12 protein-coding genes are annotated in these 14,844 nt (G+C 56.8%); all 12 read right to left on the bottom strand.

Annotated elements, in window-relative coordinates:
- Positions 1–157 precede the first annotated feature (157 nt).
- Complete coding sequence (locus tag ACZ0AI_RS14935; RefSeq protein ID WP_463562538.1) at positions 158–2,347, bottom strand: OsmC domain/YcaO domain-containing protein; 2,190 nt, start codon at positions 2,345–2,347, stop codon at positions 158–160.
- Between the two features lie 164 nt (positions 2,348–2,511).
- Positions 2,512–2,976, bottom strand: a complete 465-nt coding sequence (locus tag ACZ0AI_RS14930; RefSeq protein WP_463562537.1) for a hypothetical protein — start codon at positions 2,974–2,976, stop codon at positions 2,512–2,514.
- A gap of 119 nt (positions 2,977–3,095) precedes the next feature.
- Positions 3,096–3,638 (bottom strand): restriction endonuclease, encoded by a 543-nt coding sequence (locus ACZ0AI_RS14925; protein WP_463562536.1) that lies wholly within the window; start codon positions 3,636–3,638, stop codon positions 3,096–3,098.
- Between the two features lie 74 nt (positions 3,639–3,712).
- Positions 3,713–4,429 carry a hypothetical protein gene (locus ACZ0AI_RS14920; protein ID WP_463562535.1) on the bottom strand — a complete coding sequence of 239 codons (717 nt, stop codon included), beginning with the start codon at positions 4,427–4,429 and terminating at the stop codon, positions 3,713–3,715.
- A 160-nt stretch (positions 4,430–4,589) separates the two neighbouring features.
- Positions 4,590–4,871, bottom strand: coding sequence for a hypothetical protein (locus ACZ0AI_RS14915; RefSeq protein ID WP_463562534.1), 282 nt, complete (start codon positions 4,869–4,871; stop codon positions 4,590–4,592).
- Between the two features lie 528 nt (positions 4,872–5,399).
- Positions 5,400–5,555: a hypothetical protein gene (locus ACZ0AI_RS14910; protein WP_463562533.1), complete on the bottom strand. Its 156-nt coding sequence runs from the start codon at positions 5,553–5,555 to the stop codon at positions 5,400–5,402.
- Between the two features lie 232 nt (positions 5,556–5,787).
- Positions 5,788–6,606: a hypothetical protein gene (locus ACZ0AI_RS14905; RefSeq protein WP_463562532.1), complete on the bottom strand. Its 819-nt coding sequence runs from the start codon at positions 6,604–6,606 to the stop codon at positions 5,788–5,790.
- Between the two features lie 125 nt (positions 6,607–6,731).
- Positions 6,732–7,073 (bottom strand): hypothetical protein, encoded by a 342-nt coding sequence (locus ACZ0AI_RS14900; RefSeq protein WP_042555651.1) that lies wholly within the window; start codon positions 7,071–7,073, stop codon positions 6,732–6,734.
- Positions 7,074–7,501: 428 nt separating this feature from the next.
- On the bottom strand, positions 7,502–8,011 hold the full coding sequence (locus ACZ0AI_RS14895; protein ID WP_463562531.1) for a CbrC family protein: 510 nt from the start codon (positions 8,009–8,011) through the stop codon (positions 7,502–7,504).
- Between the two features lie 10 nt (positions 8,012–8,021).
- Positions 8,022–9,485: a protein adenylyltransferase SelO gene (gene selO, locus ACZ0AI_RS14890; RefSeq protein ID WP_463562530.1), complete on the bottom strand. Its 1,464-nt coding sequence runs from the start codon at positions 9,483–9,485 to the stop codon at positions 8,022–8,024.
- A complete protein-coding gene (mscK, locus tag ACZ0AI_RS14885) occupies positions 9,482–12,820 on the bottom strand; it encodes a mechanosensitive channel MscK (protein ID WP_463562529.1) in 3,339 nt (1,112 codons plus the stop codon). The genes selO and mscK overlap by 4 nt, the downstream gene beginning before the upstream one ends.
- Before the next feature lie 147 nt (positions 12,821–12,967).
- Positions 12,968–14,719 carry a potassium/proton antiporter gene (locus ACZ0AI_RS14880; RefSeq protein ID WP_463562528.1) on the bottom strand — a complete coding sequence of 584 codons (1,752 nt, stop codon included), beginning with the start codon at positions 14,717–14,719 and terminating at the stop codon, positions 12,968–12,970.
- Positions 14,720–14,844 lie beyond the last annotated feature (125 nt).

Here is a 14,844-nt window from a genome sequence, read left to right as displayed (position 1 = left end):
CGGAGTTGGTGACGCACACTACCATCATGTAGGAGCCGGCTTGCCGGCGAATAGCGGCCATGGCGCGTACTTGCGAAATGACCGCCATCGCATCGCGCCGAGGTCGACGATTCTGCAGTGGTGGCGTTTCACCGCTTTTTGGCCGCTGTCAGCTGGCTCAAGCCACTGCGTTGGCCCGTGCCGCATGCAGCTTCTTGTAGCTGTCGATCAGGCGCAGATGCCGGTCGAGGCCTTCGAGCTTCATGCTGGTCGGCGTCAGGCCATGGAAGCGCACGCTGCCGTCCACTGAGCCGATTGCCGCGTCCATGCGCTCGCCGCCGAACATGCGCCGCAGGTTGTGTTCGAAGTTGCTCAGCTCGAGATCGTCCTCCAATTGGATCTCCAGCACCGCGTTAACCGCCTGATAGAACAGCCCGCGCTCGACGGTGTTGTCGTTGTATTGCAGGAAGGCCTCGACCAGCTCCTTGGCATCGTCGTATTTCTTCAGCGCCAGGTGGATCATCAGCTTCAGCTCGAGAATGGTCAGCTGGCCCCACACCGTGTTGTCGTCGAATTCGATGCCGATCAATGTGCTGATATCGGTGTAGTCGTCGACCTCGGTGTTGTTCAGGTTGCGCAGCAGCGACTTGAGTTCGCGGTCGCTCAGGGCATGCAGGTTGAGGATGTCCTTGCGGAACAGCAGTGCCTTGTTGGTGTTATCCCAGATCAGGTCTTCGACTGGATAGATCTCCGAGTAACCCGGCACCAGGATGCGGCAGGCGTTGGCGCCGAGGTCATCGTAGGTCGCTACGTACACCTCCTTGCCGAGGTCTTCGAGGATGCCGAACAGGGTGGCTGCCTCCTGCTCGTTGGAGTCGGCGCCTTGTCCGGAGAAATCCCACTCGACGAATTCGAAGTCGGCCTTGGCGCCGAAGAAGCGCCAGGACACCACGCCGCTGGAGTCGATGAAGTGCTCGACGAAGTTGTTCGGCTCGGTCAGCGCCAGGCTGTCGAACGTCGGCTGCGGCAGGTCGTTGAGGCCCTCGAAACTGCGGCCTTGCAGCAGTTCGGTGAGGCTGCGCTCCACCGCCACCTCAAGGCTGGGGTGCGCGCCGAAGGAGGCGAACACACCGCCGGTACGCGGGTTCATCAGGGTGACGCACATCACCGGAAATTCACCGCCCAGGGACGCATCCTTGACCAGCACCGGGAAGCCTTGTTCTTCCAGGCCCTGGATTCCGGCGACGATGCCCGGGTATTTGGCCAGTACGTCCTGCGGCACGTCCGGCAGGCACAGCTCGTCTTCGAGAATCTCGCGTTTCACCGCCCGCTCGAAAATCTCCGACAAACACTGCACCTGCGCTTCGGCCAGGGTGTTGCCAGCGCTCATGCCGTTGGAGAGGTACAGGTTCTCGATCAGGTTGGACGGGAAATACACCGTCTCTCCATCGCTCTGGCGCACGAAGGGTAGCGAGCAGATGCCGCGCAGCGTGTTGCCCGAGTTGGTGTCGTGCAGGTGCGAGCCGCGCAGCTCGCCATCCGGGTTGTAGATGGCCAGGCAATGGGCGTCGAGGATCTCTTCGGGCAACGCATCTTTCGGGCCCGGCTTGAACCAGCGCTCATTGGGGTAATGGACGAACTCGGCATTGGCGATGTCCTCGCCCCAGAACTGGTCGTTATAGAAGAAATTGCAGTTCAGCCGTTCGATGAACTCGCCAAGCGCCGAGGCCAGGGCGCTTTCCTTGGTCGAGCCCTTGCCGTTGGTGAAGCACATCGGCGACTGCGCGTCGCGAATATGCAGCGACCAGACGTTGGGCACGATGTTGCGCCAGGAGGCAATCTCGATCTTCATCCCCAGGTCGGCGAGGATGCCCGACATGTTGGCGATGGTCTGCTCGAGCGGCAGATCCTTGCCCGCAATGTAGGTGGTGGTGTCGGACACCGGCATCAACAGCGCCTGGGCATCGGCGTCGAGGTTGTCGACTTCCTCGATGATGAATTCGGGGCCCTGCTGCACCACCTTCTTGACCGTGCAGCGATCAATGGAACGCAGGATGCCCAAGCGATCCTTCTCCGAGATATCGGCGGGCAGCTCGACCTGAATCTTGAAAATCTGCGCGTAGCGGTTTTCCGGGTCGACGATGTTGTTCTGCGACAGGCGAATGTTCTCGGTGGGAATGTCCCGCGTCTGGCAGTACAGCTTGACGAAGTAGGCCGCACATAACGCCGACGAAGCCAGGAAATAGTCGAACGGCCCCGGCGCCGAGCCGTCGCCCTTGTAGCGGATGGGCTGATCGGCGATCACCGTGAAGTCATCGAACTTGGCTTCAAGTCGAAGGTTGTCGAGAAAATTGACCTTAATTTCCATGAGCGGGCACCAGCGAGTAAAACGAATGGCCGGCATTATCCGGGTTTTCGCCAGGAAGTCTTGCCGCTGATCAGCCAGCACTTCCGCAAGTTCTACTGCCAGCTCTGCAGCGCACCGCGCCAGTCACTGGCGCTTCGGACACTCGTGCCTGCTAGACGATGGAGCTAGAACTCACCTTGCTTGAGTACCACCGGCTCGATCAACGGCGCCTGCCACAGCTGCACAAGGTAGTGATCCTCTCCATCGAGGCCGTCCTCGGAGAGCGTGTCGAAACCGGAAATCGACAGCCGCACCCTGTAGCTCCCAGCCGCCAGACCGAAGCGCGCCGCGTCCGGGAAATAGTCCGTGCAGCCGGCGATCACCAGCTTGCCACTGCAAAGCACGAGCGAGGCCTCGGCAATATGATCGAAACTCGCCGGTTCGACGGTTGGTTCCGCGTCGAGGAATTCGAGCGTCACCGAAACCTCCATATTGCGCAGCGTGCCTATACCCACCACACCATCGGCTACCGCGAGCATCCGTTCGACGGCTTCAGTGCCCCAAGACTGGGATAGGTCACCCTCGGCCGCTTCATCCTGCAGATAGAACTGATGGTAGTCGGCGAATAGTTTGAGGGCGTGTAAGGGCATAAGGGCTCCTGATTGAGCTGTGGTCGGTGGTCAACAATCATCCCAGTCGGTAGGGCCAGAGTGATTGATTCTGGGATGCGTAATCAACGACTCTGATCCTATCGATTTCGGCTTGTTATTCACAAACTCTCTAAGTAGCCCGCCAGGCCATAGTTCCTTTTGACCGTGAACGGCTGCGGAATCATCTTAGGTATAAACCCATAAAAAATCCCTGCATAGTCTTCCGCTGACTCTGGTACAGGCAGCTCTCGTTTAATTGCGGAAGCTTGAATATAAGCTGCAGCCCCGCTGATGAGCTGAACGAGGGACACGCCGTGGTTTCGTGCAAACTCAATGGCTCCACTCTGGAATTTTGCAGTGCTTACAACCATGGCTTTATGGGCGCCGAGGCTGAGTTGCTTTTGTCTGAGAGCTTGAACGACTTCACGTTTAATCGGGTTTTTGTGTTTCTTACACTCAACGATCATCAGGAACTCTGCGCCAGCAAAGGCTCTAAATCTAGCCACAACATCAATTTCATACTCCCCATCATGTCCTTGAAGATCCTTCCGGTGCTCCGCGGAAAATGACTCCAACTTCGATGCACTCGACTCAAGCCAGGATTTGACCTGAAGCTCGAATTTCTCTGGGGTAATTTCTTCGACTCGTGGGAATTGTTTCATGAAAGCCTAACGTTTGGTTAAGGGGAGGGCTTTAGCCCGTCCCAGTGAGCGAAGCGAACGATTTGAAGCGGTTGTTATATTTTTTTGACTGCATAGCTTTCAGCTTTACGGTAACTACTCTGAAGTGACTTGGGTAGCAACTCTAAGAACGCGTCTTTTAAAAAAGAGGATGCAACGTCCATACCTTTTTGGTCGCTAAACCCCCACGCGCCGCCTTTGTTATTTGCTGCATAACGAATAATACTTTCAAATAATGCGCGAACAGAGGTAAATGCCTCGTCTTTTTTCATTTGCTCCAAGTTGCAAACAATTGCGCTATTTATATTAAGCTCATCAGGATTGCTAGAGGGACTTACGTCCAATAGCAGGAGCTCATTCTCCCCACTATAGCGCCACCTTGTTTTACTCTCAAAATCATCCAGAGCTGCTACAAAAGAATTATCACTATAGCTCCAGTTTACTCCATTTATATTTGTTACGACTTTAAGGTCAGGGTATTTGTCTTGCGGCCAATAAGCTCCGTAGCCGCAGCAAAATATATCGATATGCTCTTTTGAACGGTGATGGAAGTAGCTGAGAGACTCTAGGATTTCACTTTTACAAAACTGCGAATTTGGGTTGCAAAACAAAATTGCAACCAGGCTTCTCTTATGGGTTTTTGCGTTGATGTCAGTCATTGCTTTTGATGACGCAGGACTAACGCCATCAAAAAATACTACACGTTTAGGTTGTTCTAAAAATTGATTATTGACTGACTTTACTATGTCTTTGTATAGGATGGCGTCGATCATCGCTCAATTATTCTCTTAAAATATAACGTTTGGTTAAGGGGCGGGCTTTAGCCCGTCCCAGAGAGCGCAGCGAACGATTTGAACCGCTAGTTAGATGCCGGTTTCGATGGACGAAACGAGTGAAAAATAGCTTGAAACGCTGCGTTCGATTACATATCGTTTAAATTTTTACGTGAATATGGCTAAGAAATTCAAGACCAACTTCGCCGGATGTATATGGGCCGTCATCGCTACAGTCCATTGTTGGTTCGTCGAACTCTACCCAGAAACTAGTTGTAATGTTACTGTTAGTTGCAAATGTTCTCTGGATTCCAAAAAAATCTGCCTCCGCTTCTAATGCTGCAGTTACGAACTCAGGAGGCAAGGATACTATACCCACGCCTCCGTCTGGCCACCAGATATGTGGCTCAATTGTTACTTTGTCGCCATGTTTAAACTTCATGCTTTCTGCCCTGGCGCTGATTTTTGATTAGGCATTTAACGTTTGGTTAAGGGGCGGGCTTTAGCCCGTCCCAGTGAGCGTAGCGAGCGGTTTGAGCCACTAGTTAGGTTGCTCGCGACACAACCCGCCCAGTACCCTTGGTGCCGCCCTCCCAGACAGTGAACTCGGCACCTACGGCAAAGTATGACAAGGCCTGCTCAGGAAGCAAAAGTTGCACAGCCGCATAGAAGGTTTCGCCTGGTGCAGGCTGCCCCTCAAAGGTGAGGCGAGCAGACCAGTGCTCCTTATTGATGCTAAGTATCGTGCGCCACTCGCCCGAGACTAACGGCCACTGTCTGCCGCCAACGTCGGTGGGAAGTAAATATATATCAGCGAAGAACACAGGTTGCATTATGACCTAACGCCTGAGCTAAGCGGCCTGCGCGGCCGATTTTTTGGATCGAGCGAGTAGCTTACTCCGCGCAGATCCGATTGAGCGCATAGTTAGGCTTCGGATCGACATGCCAGATGGGGGCGAGGGCAGAATGGCTATGCGCTGTGGCCAGACTTGGACGCCAGGAGCTGATCGGCAACGAAGCCGACGCCACATGCGTCGCAGAACAACCCATCGATGAACTGGGATAGCGGCTCGGCACGTAGCTTGTCCGGTACAACTTCGTCTACCGCCAGTTGATCAGGCCGCATATAGCCCGCTCGTTCCTCGCCGCGAAATTTCTTACTCGGGCTCTCTTTCCCAATGAGAAGGGTCTTGGGTCGAACATCCTCTAAGCGACCACACTTGGGGCAAGGCTCGAGGTTGCGATGAAGGTCCATGAGAAGCCTAACGTTTGGTTAAGGGGCGGGCTTCAGCCCGTCCCAGTGAGCGCAGCGAACGATTTGAACCAGTTGTTATATTTTCATATCGATTTAGAATGTCCTAACTTGCTATCATTTCAAAAATTAATGGACTTTCATTATCAAATCTTTCCAACAGTTCAATGATTTTTGATTTCGGAACACCGACAATACTGTTGTCTCTTCTGTATTCAATTCCAACCCCAGCAAATCTAAATGTGTCGTCAACGCTGTCTTTTAATTTCTGGTTTTTGGAGAAAAAATACATAGCACCGCCGCTCATTCCCGCTGGATGTGGCGCCATGCTGACAGGGCCAGCGTATTTTAGATTTGTATTCTTGCGGTCATATTTTCCTGTGATTTCTGCATTGTTGTTGCTAATTAATTTTGAGCAAATAGTAAAATACTTGACGTTTGTAAAATAGTCCCCATCCTCTCCAGAGTGAACATATTGATCTCGTAAAGAGTCACTTGATTTAGACTTGTGAATTTTTTTTGATTTTGATTTGCTTGCCGGAAACCCTGTCCATGAAAAATATTTCTTTTCAAATCCATTAAGGCTGCTCAGGTTCAAATCAAAATAATTCTTGCCGTCGAAAAATATGTTTAAATAATCTACTATAGCAATATCATCGCCTTCAAAAACTTTGCAGCCAATAGCGTCTTTACTGATCTGGTAAAAATTCCCATCTGATAAAAACATATATACTTTATCGGGTGTAATACCTCCTGATAATGCATGTGCCGCAAAAAACATATAATGATGTCCGTTGTATTTTGCTAGTGTCCCAGTAGATGAGAATTCATAATTCTCTAAATCATCTTTTATGTATAAAGGTACAACGAACCTCTGAGCGTTTCTATCATAGTCATTTGATTGGTAATAAAAGCTTTCGGCCATTACAGCTCCTTATCAACATTAAATAATATGAGGGTAAGCAGAAAATATAACGTTTGGTTAAGGGGCGGGCTTTAGCCCGTCCCAGTGAGCGAAGCGAACGGTTTGAACCAGTTGTTAGGCATGGGTTATGGCGCGATACGCGAGTTATCAGAAACAGCAAAAGCAACCACACCCAAGGCTCGGCACGCTTCGGCAAGTAGTACCTGAAAATTTCTTTCTGATTTATCAGCCCACGACTTTCCAAACTGCAGTGTGAGGTGAGCTGATTCGACGGGTTCCCCGCTCAACATGAGTTCAACTGAGAAGTCATTGCCAGAGATGAACGCTCCTTCAGTGCAGCCTGGAAAGGAATGGTTGAACACCTTGGATACGATATCCGTTGCTCCAAGCGGGATAACGTCTTCAACTGCCGATATGTCATCAACCGCCGGGTCTGTAGGTTTCAAAATGATGATATCGAAGCTCATTTGGTATGCCTAACAGTGATTAGATGGAGTTCTTCATTAATGCGTTATGGAGGAATTCCGCATAACGCCCCTGCCTCATTAACGGTACAGACTGGATTTCCATAGAAAACAATAAGTTGATATGTGGATATGCAGTGCCCCGCATATTCGCGCGACTTGTGTTTAGCACAGCATTTCTGCCCGGCGATGCAGGCGATGCAGGCGGCGAGGTCGGGACGGAGGTACGAAGATAGGCGAGGTGCACTGCAAGTTCCTTTTGGCAATGGTTTACGCGTGCAGGCATCCACCCGCAGAGGGTTTTGACGATAAGAGGTTGCCAGACAAACGGCAAGTGCTTGCTGAGCAATATGCTGCACATTGCGTTGCGGGACGGTAAGTGCAGGCATGCTGGCGGATTACGCCTTTGGCTAATAGGCGCTACGTAGCTGTCAGTTAGCGTCCCAAGTGCAGTGCTTGGTGCCGTTGCTGGTGAACAGGTACACAGTCACGTCGCCTCCCTGGCGGTGATGGGTCAGGCGCTTCGCTGGGAGAATTTCCCAGAGCCAGTCCAGGTCGGAGCCTGGGTAGCGGTCGCCGAAGGATGCTGTGAATTCAGCCTTGTCGACGAAGTCTTCCTGAGAAGCGAAGCGCTCGAAGACGCAGAAATGGCCGTCGATCCGCGGCCAGACACGGTCTTGCCAGGTCGGTAGTGCCGGTGTGGCGTAGACGATGATGTCTATCTCTTCCTGCGAACCTTCCATGGCGTCATTGGTTTCGATCCCCAGTGCCTTGAGTTTGCCGGAAGCCAGGCAGGTGTCGCAGATGCAGTTGATCGTCTCGCGGCCGTAGAAGCCTCCGGCTGAGAACCACAGCCCAGGCGCACTGCACAGCGAGCAGGGCGCTGCCTCGGCGAGGCGATAGGCGAAGTTGTCGGGGTCTCTAAAGTAGGGAAAGAGCATTAGCACGGCCTCACGACGAACAGCTGATTTCCAGATGCTTGCCCCAATCCGGTGGCCGCTGTGCGTAGCGTTCTTTGCCCGCTTGCTCCTCGAAGGGGCGGCTCAGCACCTCGTGCAGTTCCCGTACGGGGGCATAGTCGCCCTGTTCGGCAGCGGCGATGGCTTCCTGGGCGAGGTAGTTGCGTAGTACGTAGAGCGGATTGACGGCGTGCATGCGCGCCTGGCGAGCGGCCTGATCACTGCCCTCGCGGTTGCTGCGGGTCAGGTAGTCGGCGCCCCAGGCGTCGAAGCCCTGGAGGTCGACGAAGTCGTTGCGCACCACTTGCAGTGCATCGGCTGGCGCCTGCTTACCGAGGTGGCGGAAGAACAGGTGGTAGTCCGTGGATTTGCCCGCTTGCATGAGTGTCAGCAGACGCTGGATCAGTTCTTCGTCGCCGTCCTCGGCCGTGGTGAAGCCCAGGCGTTTGCGCATCAGGTCGTTGTAGTGGGCCTGGTACAGCGGCAGGAACAGGTCGAGGATTGATCGCAACGTATCGACCTCCACCAGCGGTGTCAGCGCCTGGGCCAGTGCCGAGAGGTTCCAGTGGGCGATGGGCACCTGGTTGCTGAAGCTGTAGCGGCCGGTATCGTCGGAGTGGTTACAGATGTGCTTGGCATCGAAGTCGTCGAGGAAGGCGTAGGGGCCAAAGTCGAAGGTGATGCCGAGAATCGACATGTTGTCGGTGTTCATCACGCCGTGGCAGAAACCGTAGGTCTGCCAGCGGGCGATCAGCTCGGCGTTGCGCTCCAGCACGGTACGTAACAAGGCCTCGTAGGGCTGCGGTTGTTCCAGGCACTGCGGGTAATGGTTGGCCAGCACGTGATCGGCGAGTTGCTTGAGCTGGTCGTGCTGGCGGGTGTAATAGAAGTACTCGAAGCTGCCGAAGCGGATGTGGCTCTGCGCCAGGCGTACTAGCATGGCCGCGGTCTCCTGCTTCTCGCGCCATACCGGCGTGCTCGAACCGGTGACGCACAGCGCTCGCGAAGTGGGTATGCCGAGGGCCTGCAGGGCTTCGCTGGCGAGGAATTCACGGATCGAGCTGCGCAGCACGGCGCGGCCGTCGCCCATGCGCGAGTAGGGCGTCAGGCCGGCGCCCTTGAGGTGCAGATCCCAGTGCTCGCCCGCGTGATTGAGTACTTCGCCCAGCAGCAGGCCGCGGCCATCGCCGAGGCGAGGTGAGTAGCCGCCGAACTGGTGGCCGGAATAGACCATGGCGCGTGGTTCGGCATCGCTCCACAGCTGGTTGCCGGAGAACAGTTCGGCGAATACCTCGCGCTGCGCTTCCTGTGGGTCGAGATCGAGCAGCGCCATGGCGTCTTTGCTGACCACCACCAGGCGCGGCTCGGCGATGGGCTCGGGCAGCACATGAGTTGAAAAGCTATCGCCAAGGTTGGCGAAGCGATTATCGAAGGTCAGGCTGTCGAGGGTTTTCATGGCTTGGCCTCGCCGTCTTTTTCAATCATCGCGGCCTGGGTTTCGTCCAGTTTCAGCGTGTCGTGGGGCGCTGTGGCGCGGCTCAATACGATGTCCATTTTCGGTGTGCCGGACAGGTTGATGTCGTTGTCTGCAAACAGTTGATCAACGCGGCGGTTGAGTTCGTCGGTCGCGGCACCACGGTCGCCGAGCTCCTTGACGTAGAATTTCAGTTCGTGGGTCAGGCCAGACGGCGTATACAGGCTCAACTGAGCGGTCGGTGCCGGGTCGCGCATCACCCGCGAGTTTTCCTGGGCGGCTTGCAGCAGCAGGGCACGCACCTTCTCCAGGTCAGCGCCGCGGTTGACCACGAAGGTCAGCACGATACGGGTTACGGTGTCGGTCAGCGTCCAGTTGATCAACTGGCTGGTGACGAAGGTTTTGTTCGGCACGATCACCTCTTTGCGATCGCTGTCGATGATGTGTGTGGCGCGGATATGGATGCGCTTCACCGTGCCGGTCACGCCGCCGATTGTCACCAGGTCGCCGATCCGCACTGGGCGCTCGAAGAGGATGATCAGGCCGGAAATAAAGTTGGCGAAGATCTCCTGCATACCGAAACCGATCCCCACCGACAACGCGGCGACCAGCCATTGCAGCTTGTTCCAGCTCACCCCCAGGGTCGACAGGGTAACCACGATGCCGGTGCCGAAAATCACGTACGACAACAACGTGGTGGTGGCATAGGCGCTGCCCTGAGCCAGGCGCAGGCGTGACAGCACCAGCACTTCCAGCAGGCCCGGCAGGTTGCGGCCGAGGGCCATGGTGATGGCCGCGATAATCAGCGCATACAGCACGTCGAGCAGGCTGATTGGTACCAGCGAGGCGGCGCTGCCAACCACGTTGCTGCTGTTGTATTCGTAAAGGTTGATGTTATCGAGGTAGGCGAAGACCGAGATCAGATCAGCCCAGACCCAGTACATGGCGGCGATGAAGGTGCCAAGCAGGGTCAGGCGGATCAGGCGCATGGATTGCTGGTTGACCTGTTCGATATCCAGGGTCGGCGCTTCGAGCTGAATCTCCGTGCCTTCACCGTTTTCCGCCGTCTGTGCTTCGCGCTTGGCAGTGGCGCGCTGGTAGGCCAGGCGTCGCGCAGCAACGGCCAAACCGCGGACGAACACCGCTTCGACCACCAGCCAGATGAGCAGCAGATACAGGGTGTCGATCAACCGGTCGCTGAGCTTCAGCGCGGTGTAGTAATAGCCAAAGCACACCGCCAGGAACAGGCCCAGCGGCAGCATGCTGAACAGCACGCCGATGAACATGCGGAAAGACGAGGCGTTCTCCCGGGCTGGGCCGCGCAGCAGCAGCTTTTGCAGTAGCCAGATCATCAGGCCGTAGCAGGTCAACACCACGGCGATGCCGATCACGTCATCGGAGAGGCTCGACGGCTGGTGTTCGGCCACGGTGACCACTGCCACCAGCGCCATGACCACCACGCCGAGCCAGCGGATCTGCCTGTGCAAGTAAGCGACGTGGGAGCGCGCCCAGTGGAAGTGCAGCTCGGCCACACCGCCTGGCGTGAAGATGCGGTACACGGTGTAGAACACCAGCCACGCCTGAGCCATGCCCAGGAACGCCGAGCCGAGGTTGACGTTGAGCCCGCGGGCGTCCATCTGCAGGGCGAAGCCGCACAACGCCAGGAACAATGTGCCGGGCAGTGCCAGCAGCACATTGAGAAAAATCGCCACGGGTGTGTGCAACTGGCTGTCACGTTTGAAGTGGCCGATGTCTTTGTGCAGAGCCGTGAGCTTGTGGCTCAGGTAGCGGCGGTTGTAGAGCACCAGGCCGATCACCAGCAGCAGCGGCAGAAACAGCAGGGGGCGCTCGATCAGGCCGGCGCCGAGCTGGCTCAGGTTATCGAGCCAGGGCAGGTCGGCGATCTGCCTCTGCAACTGAGTCGGTACGCCCCTGAACCAGTCGAGGTTGAGCGGGTTGTTACTGGGTATCCAGAACATCTGCTCATCGAGGGTGGCGCGCAGCGCTGTGGCGGTGTCCTGCAACTGTTTCTGGTTCAACTGCAGGGTGATTGACTCGTTGAGCAGCGCGTTGAGTTCGCGGTTCAGGCTGTCGTGCAGCGCGCGGCGGGTGTCGAGCAGATCCAGCAGGTCTTCGCGCAGCTTCGGTGTGACGTTCTCTGGCGGCTCGGCGGCCAGCAGTTTGTCGACATAGGCGCTGGGGTTGGCGATCTGTTCGCGCTGCTGGTTGAGCTCGAATTGGTAGAGGCGGATGTCGGCGATTTCGTCAGCCAGGCCTTTGTCGAGCTTGAGCTTGGGCAGTGCCTGCTTTTGTTTATAAAGAATCTTCGACAGCAGCAAGCTGCCCTGTAGCACGCTGATCTGCTCGTCGAGGGCCTGATCCGTCTGGTTCAGGTTGTCCAACTGCTGTTGGGTGCGCAGGTTTAGCTGGGTTAGTTCGTTGAGGCGATCGGTGCCGCGCAGCAGGTAGTCGGATAGCTTGACGTTGAGTGCACTTTCACGCGACAGCACGGTATCGGAGCCGCCAACCTTTTGCGCTTCGATAGATTGCTCGGCGACGGTTCGTTCGGACTGGTCGCGGCGCTTTTCGTTGATCAGTGTCTGCAGATCCTGCAGCTCGACGTCGAGGCGCTTGATCTGCTCATCGAGCAAGTCGCGCTGAGCCGTGCCCAGATCCTGCAGTACGCTATTACCGGCCATCTCCTGGCGGCGCAGTTGGGTCTGGGCGCTGAGCTGGGCGAGTTCCGCGGTGAGCTGATTGTTGCGCTCCTTGGTCAACGGTTTGCCATTTTCGCGGCCGCCCTTGAGCAGAGTATTGATCTGCTGAGCACGCGTCTGGCTGCTGCCGATCTCCGCCTGGGCCCGCTCCGGGCGAGTCTGGGCAGTGATGATCAGGGTGTTGGCATCGTTGACCTGCTTCTGCCAGTCGCTCAGTTGGGCGCTACGCTGGCTGAGAATTTGCTCCAGTTGGGCGACGCTGTTGCTGGCGTAGCGCTGTGCCACAGGCACCACTTTGGTCGCTTTGAGCTTTTCCAGCTCGCGGTGAGCGTCCTGGGTCTGGCGCGGCGCTTGTGCCAGCTGCTTGTCGAGGGCGACCAACTTCTGCTGGATTTCCGCCTGGGCGTTGAGCGACGCCAGGGTCTTTTCCAGTGTCTGGCGCACCAGCGACTGTTCCGGCTCGACCAACTTGCGCTCGGCCAGGGTGTCCAGGCTGCGCTGCACCTCGGCGCTGGTGGGGTTGGCATCGGCCCAGGCGGGCGACTGAACCAGACAGAAGCCCAGCAAGGAAACGGCAAGAAAACGACGGAATGAGAGCATGATCATGATCGCGGGGGTGGAGTCCTGGTGAGTCTACAGACTGGTGAGGAGTCCCGCGCGGCGATCTGTCAGGCCCCTTTCATGATCTGCAGTACGCCGGCCCTGCTGCTGAGTGGCAGGGCGCTGGTTGACGCAATCTCATTCAGGTCAGAACGACAGACTGGGGCCCGGGCGGGCGCCTTCGGGGAATCTGACGCCGACTTTGCGGATCTTGTTCCCTTCCATCTCGGCGACCGTCCAGGTCAGCCCCTGCCACTCGACCTGATCGCCGACGACGGTTTCGCTGTCGATCAGGTGGCCGATGAACTGGGCCAGCGACTGGCCGCGATCCTGCTCTTCCAGGGTCAAACCGTAGAGGGCGGCCACGGCATCGAGCTCGGCGTCGCCTTCGAGCACGAAGTCGCCAAAGAAACGCAGATCCTTGGCGCGCTTCGGTGCCTGGCTGAACAGATTGCCGAGCGCCGTCAGGTTGTGCTCGTGGCCGATCACGCAGAGCAGATCGTCGGCCTCCAGGCGGGTACTACCTGACGGATGGAGCAGTTGATGGTCGCGAAACAGAGCGGCGATACGCGTGTCCTTGGGCATGTTCAGCTCACGCAGCGGCGCGCCGATGCACCATTTTTCCGCGCCCAGGCGATAGATGAACATTTCCCACTGGCTGGTGGGGTGGATCATCAGGCCGCTACGCGAAATCGGCGAGGGCGACGGTGGAACTTCCACCTTTGCCTTGCGAGCGGCCCAGCCGAGGGAAGTGCCTTGCAGCAACAATGAAACCAGCACGATGAAGAACGCTACGTTGAAGAACAACTGGGCGTTTTCCAGGCCTGCCATGAGCGGAAAGACCGCGAGAATGACCGGCACGGCGCCGCGCAGGCCAATCCAGGAAATGAACAGGCGCTCGCGCAGGTGGAACACCTTGAAGGGCAGCAGGCCGATGAACACCGACAGCGGGCGTGCAAACAGGATCATCCACAGCGACAAGGCCAGGGCCGGTATCGCGATAGGCAGCAGATCGCTCGGTGTGAGCAGCAGGCCGAGCACCAGGAACATGCCGATCTGGCTCAGCCAGGCCAGGCCATCGAACATGTGCAGAATGCCGTTGCGGTTCTGGATCGGCTGGTTGCCTAGCAGCAGGCCGCAGACATATACGGCGAGGATGCCGCTGCCGCCCAGCGTGCCGGATAGTGCATAGATGAGGATGCCGCCACTGACGGCCAGCAACGGATAGAGGCCGTCGGCAATGGTCAGACGGTTGATCAGTTGCAGCAACAGCCAGCCGCCTGCCGCGCCCAGCAAGATACCGACGCCGAACTGCCAGATGAGGTCGGTCAGCAGCCCCCAGCTGAAGCTGGTTTGTCCGCTGGCCAGCATGGCGATCAGCGAGACGGTCAGGAACATCGCCATCGGGTCGTTGCTGCCCGATTCGATTTCCAGTGTGGAGCCGACGCGCTCGTTAAGACCTTTGCCATTGAGCAGGTTGAAGACCACGGCTGCGTCGGTGGAGCCGACGATTGCGCCGATCAGCAAACCTTCGATGAGCGTCAGGTTGAACAGCCACGCCGCCGCCAGGCCCGTCAGCCCGGCCGTGATGGCGACGCCTACGGTCGCCAGCGAGAGTGCGGGCCACAGCGCTACACGGAATGTCGCCTTGCGCGTACGCATGCCGCCATCGAGCAGGATCACGGCCAGGGCCAGGTTACTGATCAGGTAGGCGAGCGAGTAGTCGTTGAATGCAATACCGCCGATGCCGTCGACGCCGGCCAGCATGCCCACTGCAAGAAAGATGACGAGGATTGGAACGCCTAAGCGTGTGGAGAGGGAACTGACGGCGATGCTTGCACCCACCATTAAGGCCCCGATTAGAAATAGGCTGTTAACTGTGGTGCTATCCAACGTCATCTCTCTTAGTAAGGTGCGAAGTCAATCCCGATTCTATCCTGATGGATATTGGAACTGTCAAAAATAGGTGGTTGCGGGGCATTACCAAGAGCGTGTCGACAGCGGTGAGCGAACCGGTTTCGGCG

This window comes from Pseudomonas sp. AC355 (assembly GCF_979258205.1).
The sequence above is the reverse complement of the archived record's forward strand: the minus strand, read 5'-3'. Positions and strand labels throughout refer to the sequence as shown.

Bases quoted from the DNA above. Each gene is read 5' to 3' on its own strand.
- ACZ0AI_RS14935 (WP_463562538.1), bottom strand. From the start codon at position 2,347: ATGGAAATTAAGGTCAATTTTCTCGACAACCTTCGACTTGAAGCCAAG.
- ACZ0AI_RS14930 (WP_463562537.1), bottom strand. From the start codon at position 2,976: ATGCCCTTACACGCCCTCAAACTATTCGCCGACTACCATCAGTTCTAT.
- ACZ0AI_RS14925 (WP_463562536.1), bottom strand. From the start codon at position 3,638: ATGAAACAATTCCCACGAGTCGAAGAAATTACCCCAGAGAAATTCGAG.
- ACZ0AI_RS14920 (WP_463562535.1), bottom strand. From the start codon at position 4,429: ATGATCGACGCCATCCTATACAAAGACATAGTAAAGTCAGTCAATAAT.
- ACZ0AI_RS14915 (WP_463562534.1), bottom strand. From the start codon at position 4,871: ATGAAGTTTAAACATGGCGACAAAGTAACAATTGAGCCACATATCTGG.
- ACZ0AI_RS14910 (WP_463562533.1), bottom strand. From the start codon at position 5,555: ATGCGGCCTGATCAACTGGCGGTAGACGAAGTTGTACCGGACAAGCTA.
- ACZ0AI_RS14905 (WP_463562532.1), bottom strand. From the start codon at position 6,606: ATGGCCGAAAGCTTTTATTACCAATCAAATGACTATGATAGAAACGCT.
- ACZ0AI_RS14900 (WP_042555651.1), bottom strand. From the start codon at position 7,073: ATGAGCTTCGATATCATCATTTTGAAACCTACAGACCCGGCGGTTGAT.
- ACZ0AI_RS14895 (WP_463562531.1), bottom strand. From the start codon at position 8,011: ATGCTCTTTCCCTACTTTAGAGACCCCGACAACTTCGCCTATCGCCTC.
- selO (WP_463562530.1), bottom strand. From the start codon at position 9,485: ATGAAAACCCTCGACAGCCTGACCTTCGATAATCGCTTCGCCAACCTT.
- mscK (WP_463562529.1), bottom strand. From the start codon at position 12,820: ATGCTCTCATTCCGTCGTTTTCTTGCCGTTTCCTTGCTGGGCTTCTGT.
- ACZ0AI_RS14880 (WP_463562528.1), bottom strand. From the start codon at position 14,719: ATGACGTTGGATAGCACCACAGTTAACAGCCTATTTCTAATCGGGGCC.